The sequence below is a fragment of the Chromobacterium sp. INPA-IVC genome, assembly GCF_059047085.1.
This window is the reverse complement of record NZ_JBTNLS010000004.1, coordinates 98,521-117,904: the sequence shown is the minus strand read 5'-3', so window position 1 is coordinate 117,904 and position 19,384 is coordinate 98,521. Positions and strand designations below refer to the sequence as shown.

General features: G+C 66.6%; 22 protein-coding genes. 8 read left to right on the top strand and 14 right to left on the bottom strand.

Annotated features, from left to right (window positions below; all coding sequences use genetic code 11):
* Positions 1-32: 32 nt before the first annotated feature.
* The 10 genes from ACX17K_RS08200 to purM form a co-directional block, all read right to left on the bottom strand.
* Entirely contained in the window at positions 33-209 is a 177-nt protein-coding gene (locus ACX17K_RS08200; protein WP_493774419.1) for a hypothetical protein, read from the bottom strand.
* Between the two features lie 217 nt (positions 210-426).
* Positions 427-1,668 carry a uracil-xanthine permease family protein gene (locus ACX17K_RS08195; protein WP_493774622.1) on the bottom strand — a complete coding sequence of 414 codons (1,242 nt, stop codon included), beginning with the start codon at positions 1,666-1,668 and terminating at the stop codon, positions 427-429.
* Between the two features lie 40 nt (positions 1,669-1,708).
* Entirely contained in the window at positions 1,709-2,359 is a 651-nt protein-coding gene (locus ACX17K_RS08190) for a hypothetical protein (protein WP_493774418.1), read from the bottom strand.
* A gap of 73 nt (positions 2,360-2,432) precedes the next feature.
* The gene (gene upp / locus ACX17K_RS08185; RefSeq protein ID WP_493774417.1) at positions 2,433-3,065 is read right to left on the bottom strand and encodes a uracil phosphoribosyltransferase; all 633 of its coding nucleotides are present in this window, start codon (positions 3,063-3,065) and stop codon (positions 2,433-2,435) included.
* Between the two features lie 169 nt (positions 3,066-3,234).
* Complete coding sequence (gene grxD / locus ACX17K_RS08180) at positions 3,235-3,546, bottom strand: Grx4 family monothiol glutaredoxin (protein WP_046157362.1); 312 nt, start codon at positions 3,544-3,546, stop codon at positions 3,235-3,237.
* 68 nt (positions 3,547-3,614) lie between these two features.
* On the bottom strand, positions 3,615-4,982 hold the full coding sequence (locus ACX17K_RS08175) for a chloride channel protein (RefSeq protein ID WP_493774416.1): 1,368 nt from the start codon (positions 4,980-4,982) through the stop codon (positions 3,615-3,617).
* Positions 4,983-5,120: 138 nt separating this feature from the next.
* Positions 5,121-6,374 (bottom strand): RsmB/NOP family class I SAM-dependent RNA methyltransferase, encoded by a 1,254-nt coding sequence (locus tag ACX17K_RS08170; RefSeq protein WP_493774621.1) that lies wholly within the window; start codon positions 6,372-6,374, stop codon positions 5,121-5,123.
* Complete coding sequence (locus ACX17K_RS08165) at positions 6,370-7,506, bottom strand: DUF3108 domain-containing protein (RefSeq protein WP_493774415.1); 1,137 nt, start codon at positions 7,504-7,506, stop codon at positions 6,370-6,372. Before ACX17K_RS08165 ends, ACX17K_RS08170 begins: the two co-directional genes overlap by 5 nt.
* The gene (gene purN, locus ACX17K_RS08160) at positions 7,507-8,148 is read right to left on the bottom strand and encodes a phosphoribosylglycinamide formyltransferase (RefSeq protein WP_493774414.1); all 642 of its coding nucleotides are present in this window, start codon (positions 8,146-8,148) and stop codon (positions 7,507-7,509) included. It abuts the gene before it with no gap.
* A gap of 130 nt (positions 8,149-8,278) precedes the next feature.
* Positions 8,279-9,316 carry a phosphoribosylformylglycinamidine cyclo-ligase gene (gene purM / locus ACX17K_RS08155; RefSeq protein ID WP_493774413.1) on the bottom strand — a complete coding sequence of 346 codons (1,038 nt, stop codon included), beginning with the start codon at positions 9,314-9,316 and terminating at the stop codon, positions 8,279-8,281.
* Positions 9,317-9,555: 239 nt separating this feature from the next.
* Here purM and hda point away from each other — a divergent pair, with 239 nt between their 5' ends.
* From hda to ACX17K_RS08130, 5 genes are all read left to right on the top strand, one after another.
* Entirely contained in the window at positions 9,556-10,230 is a 675-nt protein-coding gene (gene hda, locus ACX17K_RS08150; RefSeq protein WP_011137161.1) for a DnaA regulatory inactivator Hda, read from the top strand.
* The gene (locus tag ACX17K_RS08145) at positions 10,227-10,919 is read left to right on the top strand and encodes a histidinol-phosphatase (RefSeq protein ID WP_463088405.1); all 693 of its coding nucleotides are present in this window, start codon (positions 10,227-10,229) and stop codon (positions 10,917-10,919) included. The genes hda and ACX17K_RS08145 overlap by 4 nt, the downstream gene beginning before the upstream one ends.
* A 175-nt stretch (positions 10,920-11,094) precedes the next feature.
* Positions 11,095-11,970 (top strand): ATP-binding protein, encoded by an 876-nt coding sequence (locus ACX17K_RS08140; protein ID WP_493774620.1) that lies wholly within the window; start codon positions 11,095-11,097, stop codon positions 11,968-11,970.
* A 35-nt stretch (positions 11,971-12,005) separates the two neighbouring features.
* Positions 12,006-12,941: a Nudix family hydrolase gene (locus tag ACX17K_RS08135; protein ID WP_493774412.1), complete on the top strand. Its 936-nt coding sequence runs from the start codon at positions 12,006-12,008 to the stop codon at positions 12,939-12,941.
* The gene (locus tag ACX17K_RS08130) at positions 12,938-13,375 is read left to right on the top strand and encodes a hypothetical protein (RefSeq protein WP_493774411.1); all 438 of its coding nucleotides are present in this window, start codon (positions 12,938-12,940) and stop codon (positions 13,373-13,375) included. The genes ACX17K_RS08135 and ACX17K_RS08130 overlap by 4 nt, the downstream gene beginning before the upstream one ends.
* Before the next feature lie 62 nt (positions 13,376-13,437).
* Here ACX17K_RS08130 and ACX17K_RS08125 read toward each other — a convergent pair whose 3' ends face one another.
* From ACX17K_RS08125 to ACX17K_RS08115, 3 genes are all read right to left on the bottom strand, one after another.
* Positions 13,438-13,638: a hypothetical protein gene (locus ACX17K_RS08125; RefSeq protein ID WP_231151207.1), complete on the bottom strand. Its 201-nt coding sequence runs from the start codon at positions 13,636-13,638 to the stop codon at positions 13,438-13,440.
* A 159-nt stretch (positions 13,639-13,797) separates the two neighbouring features.
* Positions 13,798-14,673 carry a 4-hydroxybenzoate octaprenyltransferase gene (gene ubiA / locus ACX17K_RS08120; protein WP_493774410.1) on the bottom strand — a complete coding sequence of 292 codons (876 nt, stop codon included), beginning with the start codon at positions 14,671-14,673 and terminating at the stop codon, positions 13,798-13,800.
* On the bottom strand, positions 14,670-15,203 hold the full coding sequence (locus tag ACX17K_RS08115) for a chorismate--pyruvate lyase family protein (protein WP_231163100.1): 534 nt from the start codon (positions 15,201-15,203) through the stop codon (positions 14,670-14,672). Before ACX17K_RS08115 ends, ubiA begins: the two co-directional genes overlap by 4 nt.
* Before the next feature lie 193 nt (positions 15,204-15,396).
* Between ACX17K_RS08115 and ACX17K_RS08110 the strand changes: the two genes are divergently transcribed.
* The 3 genes from ACX17K_RS08110 (at position 15,397) to ACX17K_RS08100 (ending at position 16,964) form a co-directional block, all read left to right on the top strand.
* On the top strand, positions 15,397-15,741 hold the full coding sequence (locus ACX17K_RS08110) for a CidA/LrgA family protein (protein ID WP_343479842.1): 345 nt from the start codon (positions 15,397-15,399) through the stop codon (positions 15,739-15,741).
* Positions 15,738-16,442: an LrgB family protein gene (locus ACX17K_RS08105; protein ID WP_493774409.1), complete on the top strand. Its 705-nt coding sequence runs from the start codon at positions 15,738-15,740 to the stop codon at positions 16,440-16,442. Before ACX17K_RS08110 ends, ACX17K_RS08105 begins: the two co-directional genes overlap by 4 nt.
* 63 nt (positions 16,443-16,505) lie before the next feature.
* A complete protein-coding gene (locus ACX17K_RS08100; RefSeq protein ID WP_493774408.1) occupies positions 16,506-16,964 on the top strand; it encodes a SixA phosphatase family protein in 459 nt (152 codons plus the stop codon).
* Between the two features lie 69 nt (positions 16,965-17,033).
* On the opposite strand, the gene metE is transcribed toward ACX17K_RS08100, so the two are convergent.
* On the bottom strand, positions 17,034-19,316 hold the full coding sequence (metE, locus tag ACX17K_RS08095) for a 5-methyltetrahydropteroyltriglutamate--homocysteine S-methyltransferase (RefSeq protein ID WP_493774407.1): 2,283 nt from the start codon (positions 19,314-19,316) through the stop codon (positions 17,034-17,036).
* Positions 19,317-19,384 lie beyond the last annotated feature (68 nt).

Sequence of the window (19,384 nt, the reverse complement as noted above, 5' to 3'; positions counted from 1 at the left end):
ACGCCGCCGGCGGGCCGGCGGCGGAACTGGGATCAGCTGTTGGACGGGATGGAGTTGTTTTGCGGAATCATCGGCGCCGGCTGGCCGTGCAGCTGGGCGTCCATCCTGCCGCGCATCGCCCACATCACGGACAGGCCATCGCTGCCGGCGAGGACGGAGCCGGAAAGCGTCAAAAGCGCGAGAGCGGTGACAACGAGGGTTTTCAACATGGCTTTCTTCCTTGTTCTTGGCTTGGAATCAGGCCGCGTCAAGCCGCTGTGGGCTGGTAGTGCTGATGCAGGGCAGCAGTTTGGCTACGGTCTACCGCGCCGCGGCATGAGGCCGCGGCGCTGATTTGCAGTGTAGACCTTGTCAGACTCGTTGACGTGTGCCCAGTTGTAAAAGATTTTTAAATCCAATAGTTTATGTTGACGTGTTGAGGCGGGGTCAGATGTCCTGGCCTTCGACTATGCCGTCGTGGCTGGCGGCCTGGCGCGGCAAAATCAGATTCAGGATGATGGCCAGCAAGGAGCACAGGCCGACGCCGGACAGCGCGAAGTCGCCCAGTTTCAGCGTCAGGCCGCCGATGCCGGCGGTCAGCACCACCGAGATGATCACCAGGTTGCGCGGCTCCATCAGGTCCACCTTGGCCTCGATCAGCGTTTTCAGGCCGATGGAGGCGATGGTGCCGAACAACAGCACCATGATGCCGCCCATCACCGGCATCGGGATGGACTGCAGCAGCGCGTTGAACTTGCCGAAGAAGGCCATGCAGATGGCGAACACCGCCGCCCAGGTCATCGTCACCGGATTGAAGTTGCGGGTGATCATCACCGCGCCGGTCACTTCGGCGTAGGTGGTCACCGGCGGGCCGCCGATCAGGCCGGCCACGCACACGCCCAGGCCGTCGCCGGCCAGCGTGCGGTGCAGGCCCGGCGTCTTGGTGTAGTCCTTGCCGGTGACGCCGCCGATGGCCATCACGCCGCCGATGTGCTCGATGGCCGGGGCGATGGCCACCGGCAGCATGAAGGCCGCGGCCGCCCAGTTGACCTCCGGGCTGTGGAAGGTCGGCGCGGCGAACCACGGCGCGGCGGCCAGCTTGGCGAAGTCCACCGCGCCGAGGAAGGCGGCGGCGATGTAGCCGACGACGACGCCGGCCAGGATGGGCACCAGCTTGAACATGCCGCGGGCGTAGATGGACACCACGATGGTGGTGGCCAGCGAGATGGCGGCCAGCAGCAGCGAAGTTTCATACGGCAGCACCTGCTTGCCGCCGGCCTGGCCCATCGCCATGCCGGAGGCGGCGGTGGCGACCGACAGGCCGATGATCATGATCACCGGGCCGATCACCACCGGCGGCAACAGCTTGTTGACCAGCGCCATGCCGCGCCAGCGCACCACGGCGGCGAACACGAAGTACATGAAGCCGGCGGCGAACAGGCCGAACATGGTCGCGCCCGGGCCCCAGGTGTGCATCGAGTAGATGATGGGGCCGATGAAGGCGAAGGAGGAGCCGAGGAAGATCGGCACCTGGCGGGAGGTAGCGGCCTGGAACAGCAGGGTGCCGAGGCCGGCGCCCAATAGCGCCAACGCCGGATTGAGGCCGGTGAGCAGCGGCACCAGAACCAGCGCGCCGAAGGCGACGAACAGGATCTGGGCGCCGGACACCGCCAGCTTGAGTTGTTGCATCATCATTCTTCCTTGTTTTGGTTTTGTAATCTTGTCGGTTTCACACGGCGCAATACATCACCGCCTGCGCCAGCGTATTGTCCACATCGGCGGCCACCATGCTGCGGCTGCGGAAATCCAGCACCATCCGCTGCACCGCTTGATAGCATTCGTAGCTGGGCTTGGCCTGGTAATGAATGTCCACGCCCAGCCGCGCCGCCACTTTCTTCACCGTCGTCGGCTTGACGCAGACGTGGACCTGCGGGTCGAAGCAAGCCAGAAAGCAGCTGACGATCGGCCACTTGGCGGCGTTGGCCTTGGGGTCCATCCGCGCCATCGCCAGCGTGTCCACATAGGCGGCGAAGCTGCTCGGGCCGAAATCGTGCAACACATCGCGCAAGGCCTGGACGAAGGGCTGGTTCAGGTCGCGGTTGTCCATGTAGTTGCGGAAGGCGATCTTCTCGAACGTGCTGACGGTGGTGGCCAGCGAGATGATCTGGCGGCAGGCGTGCGTGGCGTCGGCCAGCTTGCCGCTGGCCAGCGCCGCGTCCAGCTTGTCGCGGGTCAGCTCGCTCTGGCACAGCGCTTCGGCCTTGGCATAGCTCTTGTGCCTGCGCGCCAGCGTCTGCCAGTCAGGGTCCTGGAAGCCGCCCGGGAAGCGGGCGAGAAAGTCGGCGTCTATCGCGGCGTAGCGGTCATCCATGACGTTCATCCTTCATCCTTGCGGGCTTGCAAAAAAGCCGCCGGCTGCGGAAGCAACGGGCGGCTGATGGGGTGCATGGCGGTCAGGCCTGCTTGGTGCCGAAGATCTTGTCGCCGGCGTCGCCGAGGCCGGGGATGATGTAGCCGTGCTCGTTCAGGTGGCTGTCGAGCGAGGCGGCGTAGATCTGCACGTCCGGATGGGCGTCGTTGACGATCTTCACGCCTTCCGGCGCGGCCACCATCACCACGGCCTTGATGTGTTTGCAGCCGTTGCGCTTGAGGAGGTCGATGGTGGCGATCAGCGAGCCGCCGGTGGCCAGCATCGGGTCGATGATGATGGCGATGCGCTCGTCCAGGTTGCCGACGAATTTTTCAAAGTAGGACACCGGCTCGAGCGTCTCTTCGTTGCGGGCCAGGCCCACCACGCTGATCTTGGCCGAGGGCACCAGGTCAAGCACGCCGTCCAGCATGCCGATGCCGGCGCGCAGGATGGGGACCACGGTGACTTTCTTGCCCTTGATCTGCTTGACGTCGATCTTGCCGCACCAGCCGTCGATGGTGACGGCTTCCAATTCGAAATCGCGGGTGGCTTCGTAGGCGAGCAGCCGGGCCAACTCCTGGGTCAGCTGGCGGAACTTCATGGTGCTGGTATCGGCTTCGCGCAACAGGCCCAGCTTGTGCTGTACCAGCGGATGATCAACGATGGTGATGTTCAATTTCGGCTCCCTACCTTGGCAAAAAGCTGCTTGCCCGCGATGGCAAACAGCTTTCAATACATATGACAGCGGCAGCCGCAAGGCTGCCGTGGATGGTATGGGGCATCATTCTAACGCGGATGGCCTCCAAAACGCAAAACCCGGCCGGGGCCGGGTTGCCGGGGAAAGCTTACAGGTCTTTCAGCAGATCCTGCAGTTCGCCGTTCTGGAACATCTCGTACATGATGTCGGAACCGCCGACGAATTCGCCCTTCACGTACAGCTGGGGGATGGTCGGCCAGTTGGAGAAATCCTTGACGCCCTGGCGGATGTCGGGATCGCGCAGCACGTCCACGGTCAGGAAGTTTTCCACGCCACAGGCCTTCAGGATCTGCACCGCGCGCGAGGAGAAGCCGCACTGCGGGAACTGGGCGGAACCCTTCATGAACAGCACCACCGAGTTGTCGGCGACGGTTTGCTGGATATCTTGTTGAATCGACATGTATTGAATCCTTGCTGTTGGCCGGCGCTATTTCCGCCGGAAATACCCGATCATTTCAATAAGTTATTTTACGTGCGGGCGGCAGGCTGGTCAATTTGGCCGGCCTTGGCCTGCCACTGCGGCAGGAACAGCCGCACCTGGCCCTCGTACAGCGCGCGCCGCGTCACCAGCCTCGACACCGAGGCCGCCACCAGCGCGGTGGCCATCAGCGGGATGATCATGCCCGAGGTGTCGGTCATCTCCATCACGATGACGAAGCCGGTCATCGGCGCCCGCGTCATGCCGGCGAAGAAGCCCACCATCCCCAGCAGCACCACCATGGTCTGCGGCAGGAAGGGCATCAGCTGCGACATGTTCAGGCCGAAACCGGCGCCGACGGCCAGCGACGGCGCGAACATGCCGCCGGGCACCGCGCTGATGTGGCTGACGAACATGCTGATCAGCTTCAGCACGCCGTAGTCTTGCAGCGCCGCGCCATGGCCCTCGATGATGTCGCGGGCGCGGAAGTAGCCGGTGCCGAAGGTGCTGCCATGGCTGATGATGCCGATCACCGCCAGCGCCAGGCCGCAGCCGGCGGCGAAGCGCACCGGGTAGCGGATGCGCCAGCCGTGCAGCGGGCCGGGCAGCCGTTGCGACAGCGCCAGCAGCACGCGGCAGGCCAGCCCGCCGATCAGGCCGCCGACGACGCCGCAAACGGGAATGGCCAGCCAGGCCTGCTTGCTGTCCATCGCCACGTGGACGATGCCGAAGTAGTTGTAGTTGCCGTTGATGGCGAAGGTGGTGAGGCCGGCGACGATCACCGACAGCAGGATGGTGGAGCTGGCGCGCATGTCGAAGGTGCGGCCCATTTCCTCGATGGCGAACACGATGCCGGCCAGCGGCGCGTTGAAGGCCGCGGCCACGCCGGCGGCGGCGCCGGCCAGGATGAAGCTGCGGGCGGCGCCGTCGTGGCGCTGCGCGGCCTTGCGGTTCAATGAATACTTGATCGCCGCGCCGACCTGGACGATGGGGCCCTCGTAGCCGAAGGTGGCGCCGGAGCTGATGCCGATCAGCGTCAGCAGCACCTTGCCGAAGGCGGCTTTCAGCGTGAAGCAGTATTCGCGCAGCTTGTGCATGCCGGGCTCCAGCGCGGCGATGGATTGCGGAATGCCGCCGCCGGCGGAGCTGGGGAAGAAGCGATGCATGATCCAGATCGCCAGCGCCAGGCCGGCCGGGGTGATCAGCAGGCTCCAGAAGGGCGACGCGTCGTAGGCCTTGAAGAACAGGTCGTGCGACCAGTGGCTGCCCTGGGCGAAGACATAGGCCACCAGGCCGATCAGGATGGCCGCGATCCAGACCGGCACCTGGCGCCGCCATTGCGCGGCGGACAGGTAGAGATAGCGCAGGCGGCGGTTGACGCGCTGGCGCCTGGAACGGCGGGGTAGGTGGTCCTGCATCGGGCGGGCGGCTCCTGGGCGGCGTGAAATGCCGGTTTTAAAATCACTCTTGTCTAATATACTCCGATCGGGCCTTGAATACGAGCGCGGCCCGCCTGCGCATGGCAAGCGGGCCGCGGCTCAGAGCCCTTGTTTCGCTTAGGCCTGGCTGCGTTCCAGCACCGCGGCGAAGAAGCCGTCGGTGTTATGCAGATGCGGTTTCAGCTCCAGGTAGTCGCCGCATTGCAGCGGGATCTTCTGTTCGGCCAGCACCTCGTCCATCTTCACCAGCCTGAAATCGGCGTGCTCGGCCAGGAAGGCTTCGACGATGGCCTGGTTTTCCTGCGGCAGCAGACTGCAGGTGGCGTAGACCAGGCGGCCGCCGCTCTTCACCAGCCGCGAGGCGGAGGCGAGGATGGACGCCTGCTTGGCGTTCAGTTCGGCCACGCTGTCCGGGTTCTGGCGGAATTTCAGGTCCGGATTGCGGCGCAGCGTGCCCAGGCCGGAGCACGGCGCGTCCACCAGCACGCGGTCGGCCTTGCCGGCCAGGCGCTTCACCTTGGAGTCGTTCTCGTGCGCCAACAGCTGCGGGTGCACGTTGGACAGGCCGGAGCGGGCCTGGCGCGGCTTGAAGTTGGCCAGACGCTTCTCAGAAACATCAAACGCATACAGGCGGCCGCTGGATGACATCTGCGCGCCCAAGAGCAGCGTCTTGCCGCCGGCGCCGGCGCAGAAGTCCACCACCATTTCGCCGCGGCGCGCGCCGGTGATCAGACCCAGCAGCTGGCTGCCTTCGTCCTGCACTTCGAAGGCGCCGGCCTTGAACAGCTCGTGCTTGGACAGCGCCGGCTTGTCTTTCAGGCGGATGCCCAGCGGGGAGTACGGCGTGGCTTCGCAGGCGATGCCGTCCGCGTTCAGGCGGTCCAGCAGCTCTTCGCGCTTCATCTTCAGCGTGTTGACGCGTAGATCCAGCGGCGCCATCGACATCAGGCCCTGGCCCAGCGCTTCCACCGCTTCCGGCGCTTGCTCGCCCAGGCGCTCGATCACCCATTGCGGCAGCTCGGCGCGGATCTCCAGGCTGTCTTCCAGCGTCTTGCCCTTGACCGTGCCCAGCCATTCGCGCTCGCCGGCGCTGGTGGCCTCGGTCAGCTCCTTGACGTTCAGCTTGTTGAACTTCATCAGCGCCACCAGCGCCAGGCGGCGCGGCGTGGCCTTCTCAGGCGCGATCAGCGCGCGCAGCTGGATCAGGCGGCGCAACGCGCCGAAGGCGGTCTCGGCGATCAGGTGGCGGTCGGCGCTGCCCAGCTTGTTGTGCTCGCGGAAGTAGGCGGACAGCACGGCGTCCGCCGGGCGGTCGAAGCGGGTCATCTGGCCGATGACGGTTTCCAGGTGTTTCAGTTGGCTATGGCTAATGTGCATTCTTGTTCCGTATCGTCGGTTGCGGCGGCAATTCCCACTGCCGCTTGCCGTTCACATCCACGCGGATCGCTTTCAGCTCGATCCGCTTGTCCTTGTCGGCGCGAATGATGCGCACCGGCAAATTGGCGAAATCCGGGGCCAGCCAAAATTCGGTGAAGTCTCCGTCGCCCTGGGCGCGGAACACGATCACGCGCATCTTGCCGGCGCCGGTGTCGTAGTCGAAGGCGCCGTTCGGCGCCATCGGGTATTCGTAAACCTTCTTGGCGGTGGTGATCTGTATCGGCGCATGGCCCAGATCGCCGCCCTTCAGCGCCAGCTGGAAAGCCAGGCTGAACGCGTCCTGCGCGCCGGGCTTCAGCGGCAGCTGCTTGTCTTCGTTGCTGCCGTAACGCAGCAGGCCGGCGTCGTAATCGAAGCGGGCCGCTTCTTTCAGATCCCCGCCGCGGAATGACTGCATGCTGTCCGGACGCAGCCCGGACTTGCCTATCGTCCCTAGTGCAAGATAGCGCAGCTTGGGACCGATGAAAGGACTGACCGTGATGTCCAGCTGGTAACGGCCCTGGCTGCGCTGCCAGTCCAGATCGCCGAAGCCCAGCATCGCGCTGTTCCAGTACCCTTGGTAGCGGATCTTGGCAGCGGCGGGGAACTGCCGCAGCGGCGCGTCCGGGTGGATAAGGCCGGCTTTGTCCGCGCGGTTCTCGCGCGGTGCGTTTTCCGCGGCCGGCGCGCTGGAGGCTTGCTCCGCCGCGGCTTGCCGCGAGGCTTCCGCAGCGGGCTCGGAGCTGGCTTGGGGCGTCGAGGCGGTTTTGGCCGCCGGGGCCGAGGCTGCTGTTTTGGCCTGCTCCGCCGGCTTCGAGGCTTCGCGCTTGCGGGCTGGCTTGGGCTTGGGTTTCGGTTTTGGCTTCGCCGTCTCAGCCGGCCGCAGGCTGACGCCAGCCGTGCCTTGGGCGGGCGGCGGCGGGGTCTCGTCCAGCCGCATCGCCTGCATCTTGACGTCTATCTTCTCAAGCTTGGGCTCGTCCGCCGGCGGCGCGCTGATCGCGGGCAGCAAGTCGGAGCCGAGCAACGCGAGGTGCAGCAGCAACGACAGGACAAGGGCGATCAGCAGCAGACGGCGACGGGTCATTTAGGCCTTGCTTGAGGGTACGGGCGACAGCAGGCTGGCGGCGGCACCCGGGCCGCTGGCCACCTTGCCGTCCACGACGGCGATCTCGCCGGCGGCGAAGCGGCGCACCGCTTCCGGGTACAGCTGGTGTTCCAGTTTCAGCACCCGCGCGGCCAGGCTGTCCGGCGTGTCGCCGTCCAGCACGCTCACCGCGCCCTGGGCGACGATGGGGCCGTGATCCAGCTCGGCGGTGACGAAGTGTACCGTGCATCCGGCCAGTTTGCAGCCCATTTCCAATGCTCGCTCATGGGTATGCAGGCCGGGGAAGGCCGGCAGCAGCGACGGGTGGATGTTGAGCATCCGGCCTTCGTAGCGGCGGGTGAAGCCTTCGGTCAGGATGCGCATGAAGCCGGCCAGCACCACCAGATCGGGCGCATGGGCGTCGATGGCCTCGGCCAGCGCGGCGTCGAAGGCCTCGCGGCTGGAGTAGGCCTTGTGGTCCAGCGCCGCCGCGGCGATGCCGCGCTCGGCCGCCCAGACCAGGCCGGCCGCGTCCGGGCGGTTGGCGATCACCGCCGCGACGCGGGCACCTGGAATGCCGGCGTCGACTATGGCCTGCATATTGGAGCCGCGGCCGGAAATCAGGATGACGATGTTTTTCATGGCTCTTGTCCGGAATGGCTTGCCATTCCTGTTCGTTGCGATTGCGCCGGCTTGGTTCCGTTCGCCTGGCGATAAACGACAAGCGCCGCCGGCGGAGCCAGCGGCGCGCGGTGTCGCGGCGGGTTTCGCCTTAGCCGATCTGGGTCTGGTGCTCGTCGCCCTGGCGCTCGCGCACCTGGCCGATGCGGTAGACGGTTTCGCCGGCCTCGCGCAGCAGCGCCATGGACTGTTCGGCGTGTTCCGGCGCCACCACCACCACCATGCCGATGCCGCAGTTGAAGGTGCGGTACATCTCCTGGATGTCCACATTGCCTTCGCGCTGCAGCCACTGGAACAGCTTGGGCAGCTGCCAGCTCTTGGCGTCGATCTGGGCGACGGTGCCCGCCGGCAGCACGCGCGGCGTGTTCTCGGTGATGCCGCCGCCGGTGATGTGGGCCATGCCCTTGACCGGCAGCGTCTCCATCAGCTTCAGCAGCGGCTTGACGTAGATGCGGGTCGGGGCGATCACCGCGTCGCGCAGGGTCTTGGCGCCGTCGAACGGCGCGTCCAGTTCCGGTTGCGCGCGGTCGATGATCTTGCGCACCAGGCTGTAGCCGTTCGAGTGCACGCCGTTGGAAGCCAGGCCCAGCACCACGTCGCCGGCGACGATGTCGCGGCCGCTGATCACCTTGCTCTTTTCCACCACGCCGACTGCGAAGCCGGCCAGGTCGTACTCGCCGGCCGGGTACATGCCCGGCATCTCGGCGGTTTCGCCGCCGGTCAGCGCGCAGCCGGCCTGTTCGCAGCCGGCGGCGACGCCCTTGATCACCTCGGTGGCTTGCGCCACGTCCAGCTTGCCGCAGGCGAAGTAGTCGAGGAAGAACAGCGGCTCGGCGCCCTGCACCAGGATGTCGTTGACGCTCATCGCCACCAGGTCGATGCCGACGGTGTCATGGCGGTTCCAGTCGAAAGCCAGCTTGAGCTTGGTGCCCACGCCGTCGGTGCCGGAAACCAGCACCGGCTCCTTGTACTTCTTGGAGATTTCCACCAGTGCGCCGAAACCGCCGATGCCGCCGAGGACTTCCGGGCGCATGGTGCGCTTGGCAAAAGGCTTGATGTTTTCGACCAGCGCGTCGCCGGCGTCGATGTCTACGCCGGCATCACGGTAACTGAGGGACGTGGTGTTCAAGATAATCTCGCTTTCTGCAAACTTGAAATATTTTTACATCAAGCTTTCGCCGGTGCGAAAGCACTGTATTTTAACTGAAAATCGGCAAAAAGGCTGACGCGACGCGCCGTCTTTTTCCATTGCGGCCGCGATTTGCCGATGTCATCAATCTTGTCCGGGAAAATGGCGGTTCCAACTGCGGCCCGACTCAGCGTAAAATCGGAATATTGATGTCAGCACGCAACGCAGCACCGCAAACTTTGGACCAGCTCGTACTCGATCTCACGCCCACGCCGCTGCCGGCCTTCGACAATTTCCTGGCCGAGCGCAACCGCGAAGTGATCACCGCCCTGACCGCCACCGAAGGCGAACGCTTCATCTATTTATGGGGCGAGCCCGGTTGCGGCAAAACCCATCTGCTGCAGGCCTGGATCGCCCACGCCGAGCGGCTGGGGCGCGCCGCCATTTATCTGGACGGCAAGGGCGACCACTTGCCGGACTTCGCGCGCGAGGCCAGCTTCATCGCGGTGGACCACGTCGATGACCTGGCGCCGGACGACCAGATCATGCTGTTCTCCTTCTACAACTCCTTGAAGGAGGGCGGGGAGGGGCGGCTGCTGATGGCCGGGCGCAAGCCGCCGGTGGCGCTGTCGGTGCGCGACGACCTGCGCACCCGTTTGGGCTGGGGTCTGGTGCTGGAGGTGAAAGCCTTGTCCGACGACGACAAGCTGGCCGCGCTGCGCAGCCACGCCGCCAACCGCCAGCTGTCGATACCCGACGACGTCTACCGCTACTTGCTCACCCACTGGCGGCGCGATCTGACCAGCCTGATATCGATGATAGACATGCTGGACCGCTATTCGCTGGCGCTGAGGCGCCCGATCACCGTGCCGCTGGTGAAAAACGTTTTGCAAACCGCCACCCCGGAATCATGACGACAGCCACTCCCGCCAAACGCAGGCTCGCCCTGTTCGACCTCGACCACACCCTGATCGCCGGCGACTCCGATTTCGAATGGCCGCGCTTCCTGATCAAGCGCGGCATTCTGGACGCCGCTCAGTACGACGAGCGCAACAGCTATTTCTATCGCCAGTACCAGAACGGCACGCTGGACATGAACGAGTACCTGGCGTTCATCCTGGCGCCGCTGACGCGCTTCTCGCGCCATCAGCTGGACGAGCTGCACGCCGACTACCTGGAAAACCACATCAAGCCGCTGATCCCCAACAAGGCGCGCGAGCGCCTGGCCGCTCACCGCGCCGAGGGCGACCAGATCGTCATCATCACTGCGACCAACCGCTTCATCACCGGGCCGATCGCCCGCGAACTGGGCGTTGAGCACCTGATCGCGATCGAGCTGGAGCAGGACGATGACGGCAACTACACCGGCCGCCCGACCGGCGTCTTGAGCTTCAAGGAAGGCAAGATCACCCGCATCGAACAGTGGCTGGCGGAGCGCGGCGAGAGCTGGGACAGCTATGCCGAAAGCTTCTTCTACAGCGACTCGCACAACGATCTGCCGCTGATGAAGCTGGTGGACAATCCGGTGGCGGTGGACGCCGACGACAAGCTGCGGGCGTATGCCGAGGAGCATGGCTGGCCGGTGATCTCTCTACGAGATTGATCGCGCCGGACAAGACACCCGATGCCGCGTTGCGCCGCCTTGCCGTACGATGTGTACTGTCTGCGGCGGCGCGCCTTGCCTCGAGCGCCTTGCCCGCCGCTTCTGTTTTATATGATTTTTACGGCCTGCCTCCTTTGTGGCAGGCTGTTTTCTTATCGGCAGAAAGGAACGCATGATGGACGCCCTGCAGGATTTTCTGTGCCGCGCCGAGGCGGTGCTGTCCCGGCTGGAGCCGATGCTGCCGCCGCCGCGGCGCGAGCCGGACTGGAGCGCGCAGGCTTTCCGCTGGCATCGCCAGGGCCTGGCCGGCTGGCTGGAGGCGGTGCATGAGCCGCATTCGGTGGAGATGGGCCGGCTGGCCAGCGTGGATGCCCAGCGCGAGCAGCTGCTGGCCAACACCCGCCAGTTCGTCGAAGGCCTGCCGGCCAACAACGTGTTGCTGACCGGCGCGCGCGGCACCGGCAAGTCATCGCTGGTCAAGGCGCTGCTGCCGGAGTTCGGCCGCGATGGCCTTCGCTTGATCGAGATCGACCGCGAGCATCTGGCCGATCTGCCGCAACTGGTAGAGCTGCTGGCCGGACGGCAGGAGCGCTTCATCCTGTTCTGCGACGATCTGTCGTTCGAGCACGGCGACGCCGGCTACAAGGCGCTGAAGAGCGCGCTGGACGGCGGGCTTTCCCGCCGCTGCGACAATCTGCTGGTGTACGCGACCTCCAACCGCCGCCACCTGCTGCCTGAGCAGATGAGCGAGAACCGCGAAGGCTGGCTGCATGACGGCGAGATCCACCCCGGCGAGGCGGTGGAGGAGAAAGTGTCGCTGTCCGACCGCTTCGGCCTGTGGCTGTCGTTCTACCCATTCGACCAGGATGCTTACCTGGCGGCGGTCAAGGAATGGCTGGGCCATTTCGGCCTGAAATATGGCGACAAAGCCGAACGCGCGGCGCTGCAGTGGAGCCTGTCGCGCGGCAGCCGCTCCGGCCGGGTGGCCTGGCAGTTCGCCTGCCACTGGGCGGGCAGCCAGAAACTGGCCAAGAAGACCGGCAGGAAATGACCCGGGCGGCATGCGCCCATACACAGATTGAAGACATGACGAGCGACAAGATCATAGACGTGGTAGCCGGCGCGCTGATGCGGCCGGATGGCAGTTTCATGCTGGGCAGCCGCCCGGAGGGCAAGCCCTACGCCGGTTACTGGGAGTTTCCCGGCGGCAAGGTGGAGCCGGGCGAGACGCCGCTGGAGGCGTTGAAGCGCGAGTTCCACGAGGAAATGGGCATCATCGTCACCGCCGCCACGCCGTGGCTGACCAAGATCCACCATTACGAGCACGCTTCGGTCCACCTGCGCTTTTTCCGCATCTGGGACTGGCTGGGCGAGCCGCAGCCGCGCGAGGCGCAGTCCTTCGCCTGGCAGCGGCCGGGCCGCTACACGGTGGCGCCGATGCTGCCGGCCAACGGGCCGATACTGAAATCGCTGGAGCTGCCGGCCTGCTATGCGATCACCTGCGCCGCCGAGATCGGCGTCGAGGCGCAGCTGGCGCGGCTGGCCGAGCGCGACTGGGGCATGGTGCAGGTGCGCGAGCATGGGATGGGGCATGAGGAGTTGGCCGATTTCGTCGCCCGCGCCGCCGCCATCGTCCGTCCGCGCGGCGGCAAGCTGGTGGTCAACGCCGATCCGGCCTCGCTCGCCGGCTGGCCGGTGGACGGCGTGCATCTGACAGGCGCGCGCCTGGCCGCGCTGACGGAGCGGCCTGCGTTCGACTGGGTGGGGGCGTCGATACACGGCGCGGACGAATTGGCGCGCGCCGGCGAGCTGGGTCTGGACTACGCGCTGTTGAGCCCGGTGGCGCCCACCGTCACGCATCCCGGCGCGGCGCTGCTGGGCTGGGACGGTTTCGCCGCCTGCCTGGCCGACGGCGTGCCGTTGCCGGTGTACGCCTTGGGCGGCATGAGCGCCGAGGATCTGGATCTGGCCCGCCTGCATGGCGCCCATGGCGTGGCGCTGATGCGGGGGGCGTGGCGATGACGGCCAAGCAGCGCAAGCTGCTGATCCTGGGCGCGGCGCTGCTCGCCTTCGGGGCCGTCAAGTTCGGCCTGATCTACTACTGGTATCTGCATAACAGGCAGCCGGCCGCGCCGGCGGCGCAGGCGCTGTCATGCGACATCGAACGCGGCGCCTGCGCGCTGCCGGGCGGCGGCGCGCTGCGTTTTTCCGCCCGGCCGTCCCACGGCCAGCCTTTCGAGATCCGGCTGGACGGCGTGGCGGTTGAGGCGGCGCCGACCGCCGACTTCACGATGCCGGACATGGACATGGGCTTCAACCGCTACACTTTCGTTCGCGATGGCGAAGGATGGAAGGCCCGGGCGATCCTGCCGATGTGCGTCAGCGGCAGCCGAGACTGGCAGGTGGAGTTGAAGGCGGGCAAGGCGGCGTATCTGCTGCCGTTCAGCGTGCGCTGAAGGCGCTGACCGGCCCAATGAAAAAAGCTCCCTTTCGGGAGCTTTTTCGCGCCTGGGGCGGCTTACTTGGCGGCGGAGGCTGCCTTGTGTTTTTGATGCGCGGCGCCGGAGGCGTGTTTCTTGTGCGCTTTTTTCTTGTGGTGCTTCTTGTGCTCGGCCTTGTGTTCCGTTTTCTTCTCGGCGGCCGGGGCGGAAGCGGCCGGCGCGGCGAAGGCGGAAGTGGCGAAAGCGGCAGCGATCAGAGCGGTCAGCAGTTTTTTCATGGTATTTACCTTCCAGGAAGTCGCTTATTGGTATTGGAAAGCCAAGCTATGGCGCCGGGCTGGCGCCCGGCCTTGCTATGAGCCGCGCCGGCTGGCGAAGTTCATCCCATGATGCTGACGGATGCGTAATTTATTGTAAATGGCATATGGGCCAGTCTGTCAGCCCAGCCAGTAGCTCAGCGCCACGCCGGCGAACACCGCGGCGCCGACGCGGTTGTTGTCGAGAAAGGCTTTGAAGCATTTGGCGCGGTCGCGGTCCTTGATCTCGAAGTATTGCTGCGCGATCAGGCCTACGGCGGCGGCCAGGCCCAGGTAGTAGGGCCAGGCCAGCTCCAGATGGATGCCGATGCCGCACATCAGGGCCAGGAAGGCGGCGTGGCACAGCATCACGCCGGCGACGTCGTACTCGCCCATGGTGATGGCCGAGGTCTTGATGCCTATCTTCAGGTCGTCCGGCTTGTCGGCGATGGCGTAGGCGGTGTCGTAGGCCACCACCCAGAACAGGTTGGCCAGCAGCAGCAGCCAGGCGAGCAGCGGCACCTCGCCGGTTTCGGCGGCGAAGCCCATCGGGATGCCGAAGGAGAACGCCACGCCCAGATAGGCCTGCGGCATCGGGAAGAAGCGCTTGGTGAACGGATAGCTGGCGGCGATCAGCACGGCCGGCACGCTCAGGAGCTTGGTCAGATTGTTCAGCGGCAGCACCAGCAGGAAAGACAGGACGGCCAGCAGGGCGGCCAGCAGCAGCGCCTCCTTCTTGCTGACCGCGCCGCGGGCGAACGGGCGCTGGCTTGTGCGCGCGACGTGGGCGTCGTAGTCGCGGTCGGCGTAGTCGTTGATCACGCAGCCGGCGGAGCGCATCAGGAAGGTGCCCAGGCAGAAGATGGCGATGATGGACAGGTGGGGCGCGCCATGGGTGGCGATCCACAGCGCCCATAGCGTCGGCCACAGCAGCAGCAGGGTGCCGATCGGCTTGTCCCAACGCATCAGCTGCCGGTAGTTTTCATAGCGGTCGCGGACGGCGGCGATCGAGATCACAGGAAATCCTCCAAGGCGGGCAGGAACAGCTCGGTCAGCAGCAGCGGGGAGCCGCCCAGCAGGAATCGGCAGCGGCGGGCCGGGTAGCCGGCCGCCGGCTGGACGCGGTCGGCGGCGGCGGCCAGCGGATGGCCGCCGGCCAGCAGCGCGTAGCGCAGCGGGTCGCGGACGAGCTCGGGCAGCTCGCCGAACAGCGTCAGGCCCAGCGAGCGGCTGCCGCGGCGCAGCACCGGCAGCCACGCTGGGCAGTCGGGGCGGGCGGCGCTGCGGGCGAACACTACCGGCGCGTCGTCCAGGGTCAGCAGCACGTGGCGGGCGTATGCCGGCTCGCCTTCGGCCAGATCCAGCGCTTCGGCTTCATCGGCCTGGACGCGGTCCTCGCCCTGGCTGAGCACGGTCACCGCGAAGCGGCGGCCGCCGGCTTGCAGCCGCAGGCTCAGCGAGGCGGGCTCGGTCAGGCAGTCCAGAAGGGAGTCGGGCAGGGCGGGGGGCGCGGCGCGCCACAGGGCATCGTTTACCATGGCGCGCATTATGCCAAAAGCCGCGGGGGCTTGTCGCCTGCGGCGATACCCGGCGCGGGGACTTGCCGTTATCATGCTCGGAGCCTGTCCGCGGTCTTTTTCGCGCGGCGCCACCCGGCCGGCAGGGCATGCGCGGGCGGAAAGCGGCGGCTGCCGGAAAAAGACCGCGGGCAGGTTTTTCGAGGATTGGAGGGGAGGGCGTATGCTGGACCTGCTGTTGTGGCTGCTGGGCTATCAACTGGCCGGAGAGGCGCTGGTGCGCTGGATGGGCTGGCCGATGCCGGGCCCGGTGATGGGCCTGTTGCTGTTGTTCGCCACCTTGTGGCTGCGCCGCTCGGTGCCGGAGATCCTGCAGCGCGAGGCGCCTCGCTTTCTCAGCCACATGTCGCTGCTGTTCATTCCGGCCGGCGGCGCGCTGCTGGCCTACGCGCCGATGCTGCGCGCGCATGGCTGGGAGCTGGCGCTGATCATGCTGGCCTCCTCGCTGGCGACGCTGTTGGCCACCGGGCTGGTCTTGAAACTGCTGCTGCGCGGGAGGCGGCATTGACGGCGGCCTGGCTGGACTCGCCGCTGACCGGCGTTTTCGTCACCTTGCTGGCCTACCGGCTGGCGCTGGCCGGCCATCGCCGCGGCCATGGCCATCCGCTGGCCAATCCGGTGCTGCTGGGCGTGCTGTTTGTGCTGGCCTGGCTGCTGCTGAGCGGCAGCACCTATCAGCAATACATGAACGGCGCCCGCTTCATACAGTTGCTGCTGGGGCCGGCGACGGTGGCGCTGGCGGTGCCCTTGTACGGCAATCTGGCGCGCTTGAAGAAGGCGGCGTTTCCCTTGCTGGCCAGCATCGCCGCCGGGGGCCTGGTCGGCATGATCAGCGCGGCCGGCCTGGGCTGGTGGCTGGGCCTCGATCAGCCGGTGCTGGCGGCGCTGGCCACCCGCGCGGTGACCACGCCGATCGCGATGAGCCTGGCCGGCGGCCTGGGGGGCTCGCCCGAGCTGGCGGCGATGTTCGTCATCGTGTCGGGCATCGTCGGCGCGGTGATGGCGCCGCCGCTGTTCAAGCTGCTGGGCTGGAACGACGACATGCTGCTGGGGGTGGCCACCGGGGTTTCCGCGCACGGCATCGGCACCGCCCGGCTGTTCCAGCTGTCCGAGACCGCCGGCGCCTTCGCCGGGCTGGCGATGGGGCTGAACGGCGTGTTCACCGCGCTGGCGCTGCCGTGGCTGGTGCGGGCGCTCGGGCTCGGTTAGCATGCGGGGGCGCGCGGGGTTTGGCATCAGGACAAACCGGCGCGCGATCATAAGGAGAATGATATGGATCTGATTTTGTGGCGCCACGCCGAGGCCGAAGACGGCATCGACGATCTGGCGCGCGCGCTGACCCGGCGCGGACAGCAGCAGGCCAGCCGGATGGCGTCCTGGCTGCGCGACAGGCTGCCGGACGATTACTTGCTGCTGGCTTCGGAAGCGAAGCGCTCGCAGCAGACGGCCGCGTATCTGGCCAAAAGCTATGAGGTGCTGCCGGAACTGAACCCCGGCGCGAGCGTGGAAGAAGTATTGCAGGCAGTGGGCTGGCCCGAAGCGGGACGTACGGTGGTGGTGGTCGGCCATCAGCCCTATATCGGCTGGCTGGCGGCGCGGCTGCTGTCGGAGCAGCAGCAGATGTGGAGCGTGAAGAAGGGCTCGGTATGGTGGCTGAACCGCCGCGAGCGCGGCGGCTATGAGCAGATCAGGCTGAAGCTGATGCTGACGCCGGGGATGCTCGAGCCGTGAACCCCGAACCTTCCCCCTGTCCCTGTCCGACGCCCCGCATTGCCGGGGCGTCGTCTTTCGCGCCGCGGCCTACGCGGTTTGCGCCAGCTGTTCCCTCAATTCCAGGCTGACTTGCACCATCGCCGTCAGCGCGGCGTCCACCTCGGGCCAGCCGCGGGTTTTCAGGCCGCAGTCCGGATTCACCCACAGCCTCTCGGCCGGGATCACCTTCAGCGCCTTGTCCAGCAGAGCCCGGATTTCTCCGGCGGACGGCACGCGCGGGCTGTGGATGTCGTAGACGCCGGGGCCGATGGCGTTGGGGTAGCGGAAGCGGCCGAAGTCCGTCAACAGCTCCATGTCGGAGCGCGAGGTTTCGATGGTGATCACGTCGGCGTCCAAGGCTGCGATGGCAGGCAGGATGTCGCCGAATTCCGAGTAGCACATATGGGTGTGGATCTGCGTCGCGTCGTCCACGCCGCGGCTGGACAGGCGGAAGGCCTCGCCGGCCCAGGCCAGGTAGCCGTCGCGGTCGGCGCGCTTCAGCGGCAGGCCTTCGCGTATCGCCGGTTCGTCGATCTGGATCACGCGGATGCCGGCGGCCTCGAGATCCCGAACCTCGTCGTTCAGCGCCAGCGCGATCTGGCGGCAGACTGCGCTTCTGGGCAGATCGTCGCGGACGAAGCTCCACTGCAGGATGGTGACCGGGCCGGTCAGCATGCCCTTCACCGGTTTGGCGCTCAGGCTTTGCGCGTAGCGCGCCCAGTCGACGGTCATCGGCGCCGGGCGGCCGACGTCGCCGAAGATGATGGGCGGCTTCACGCAGCGGCTGCCGTAGCTCTGCACCCAGCCGCCGGCGGTGAAGGCGAAGCCGGCCAGCTGCTCGCCGAAGTACTCCACCATGTCGTTGCGCTCGGCCTCGCCGTGCACCAGCACGTCCAGGCCCAGCGCTTCCTGGCGGCGGATCGCCAGCTCGATTTCCTGCTCCATCGCCTGTCGGTAGTCGGCGGCGGACAGCTCGCCCTTCTTGAACGCGGCGCGGCTGGCGCGGATGGCCGGCGTCTGCGGGAAGGAGCCGATGGTGGTGGTGGGCAGCGGCGGCAGCTTGAGCCAGGCCTGCTGCCGCTCGGCGCGGACCGGGTAGGCGCTGGCGCGGCGGTCGGCGTTCGCCGGCAGCGCCGCCAGCCGTTCGGCCACCGCCGGGTTGTGGATGCGCGGGCTGGTTTGGCGCTGCGAGCGGGCGAAATCGCTGCCGGCCAGCTCGTCCGAGATGGCGGCGCGTCCTTCCTCCAGCCCGCGTTTCAACGTTTTCAGCTCGTTCAGCTTCTGCACGGCGAAAGCCAGCCAGGTTTTCAATTCGGGATCGAGCGCGGTTTCCGCGGCGGCGTCGAAAGGACTGTGCAGCAGCGAGCAGCTGGGGGCCAGCCACAGCCGGTCGCCCAGTTTTTCCGCCAGCGGCCGCAAGCGGGCGAGCAGGGCGGACAGGTCGGCGCGCCAGATGTTGCGGCCGTCGATGATGCCCGCGGACAGTATCTTGTCGGCCGGGTAATCGGCGGCGAAAGCCGCGATCTGCTCCGGCGCCCGGACCAGGTCAAGGTGCAGGCCCGTCACCGGCAGAGATTTCAGCAGCGCCGCGTGAGCGGACACGTCGCCGAAGTAAGTGGCCAGCAGCAGCTTGGGCGCGGACGGGCTCAATTGCGCGTAGACCGGCGCGAAGGCGTTCAGCCATTCCGGCTCCAGGTCCAGCGCCAGGATGGGTTCGTCGATCTGCGCCCATTCCGCGCCGGCGGCGCGCAGCGCGGCCAGCAGTTCGCGGTAGGCGGCCGCCAGGCCGGGCAGCAGCGACAGCTTGTCGAAAGGCTGGCCCTTGGCTTTGCCCAGCCACAGCAGGCTGAGCGGCCCCAGCAGAGCCGGCTTGGCGGCCACGCCCAGCGCGCGCGCTTCGCGAATCTGGGACAGCAGGCGCTCGGGCTGCGCGGCGAAGGCGGTGTCGGCTCGCCATTCCGGCACCAGGTAGTGGTAGTTGGTGTCGAACCACTTGGTCATTTCCAGCGCCGGCTGGGCGGCGTTGCCGCGCGCCAGTTCGAAATATTGCGCGGTGGTGAGCGTAGCCGCGTCGAAACCGAAGCGCGGCGGCGCGGCACCGACCAGAAGCTGGGCGTCCAGCACGTGGTCGTACAGCGAGAAATCGCCGACCGGGCTCAGCTCGACGCCGGCGCCTTTCTGCAACAGCCAGTGCTTCTGGCGCAGCTCCTTCGCGCCCTGCAGCAGCGAGGTTTCGTCCAGCTCGCCCTGCCAATGGTTTTCCAGCAGGGTTTTCAGTTCGCGCTTGGCGCCGATGCGGGGGAAGCCGAGCAGGTGGGTGGGGTGGCTCATGCGTGCGTTCCTGTTTTGTCTTGTCGTGATGGAACAAGCATCTGTCATTGCAGTGTATGATTCAAACT